This is a genomic window from Neobacillus drentensis, from assembly GCF_036965645.1.
GTDB lineage: Bacteria > Bacillota > Bacilli > Bacillales > Cytobacillaceae > Neobacillus > Neobacillus drentensis_D.
Window position 1 is genome coordinate 1 of the sequence record NZ_JBALPZ010000228.1, and the last position, 847, is coordinate 847.

Here is an 847-nt window from a genome sequence, read left to right on the forward strand (position 1 = left end):
TTCAGATATTTATGAGCTGCTGGAACTTGCGAAATCAAATGTACACCGCCTGCAGCATATGATGGCATTGCACACGAAGATCGATAGCAGGGAAATGACCTCCTTAGTGGTTATATTAAAACCAACAGACCCAGGGAATTTTCAAGCACTATATATTTGTCGGGAAGGCATTCCAAATCCAAACATATTGCCAAATAAAAGGTTTGACTTGTTTGCCCAAACTGCGGAGTCACTGGGAAAACAAATTATCCAACTATCAGTAAAACCATCGGTCATCTTTAATGAGAAAGAACTTTTCTACCAGCATCTTATCGGAATCTTAAGATTAAACCATTACCTTTTACCATTACAATAAGAAAAGTGCAGCCGCTGGAGCAAGACAATCAGAAAAGGTGAGGGTTATCCCTCACCTTTTATATTCCCATTTTATAATCATATTCCTTGGCTTTATCCGGGGCAGAATTCTCATACTCCATCCTCAAGAATGGTTTATATGATGGTTCTACTTTCTTCACAAAAGAAAAAGAATTTAATTTCTCCATAATTCCTTCTACTTCTTCCTGATTACAATACAACACAACATATTTTAACTTTTTCGACACATAATGAACATTTCCGAAACGCCTTAGCATTTTTGCCTGTTTTAAAGAGTACAGCCAAACAACTAATCCTTGTCTTTGAACAAACATTGTATATTCCCCTTCAGCAAAACCATCATTTTAAATAAGTCTAGCACATCAAAACCTTCTATTTCAATTCAAACTTTAGCTCTTTTTATGTTCTGCTGTGGCGGCTTAAGGGAAAATAAATCAATAACTTATTTAAAGCCTGTGTTAATCTTGGATGT

At 35.9% G+C, this 847-nt stretch carries 2 protein-coding genes; one reads left to right on the forward strand and one right to left on the reverse strand.

Annotation, left to right across the window (positions count from 1 at the left end; translation table 11 throughout):
* Positions 1-355: DUF7147 family protein (locus tag V7266_RS28985; RefSeq protein ID WP_335472677.1), on the forward strand; the 355-nt coding region annotated here is incomplete at its 5' end.
* 58 nt (positions 356-413) lie between these two features.
* Here the strand turns inward: V7266_RS28985 and V7266_RS28990 are convergent.
* A complete protein-coding gene (locus V7266_RS28990) occupies positions 414-689 on the reverse strand; it encodes a YlbG family protein (protein ID WP_283922520.1) in 276 nt (91 codons plus the stop codon).
* Positions 690-847 lie beyond the last annotated feature (158 nt).

Excerpts from the sequence above, each read along its gene's own strand:
- V7266_RS28990 (WP_283922520.1), bottom strand. The coding sequence starts at position 689 with ATGTTTGTTCAAAGACAAGGATTAGTTGTTTGGCTGTACTCTTTAAAA.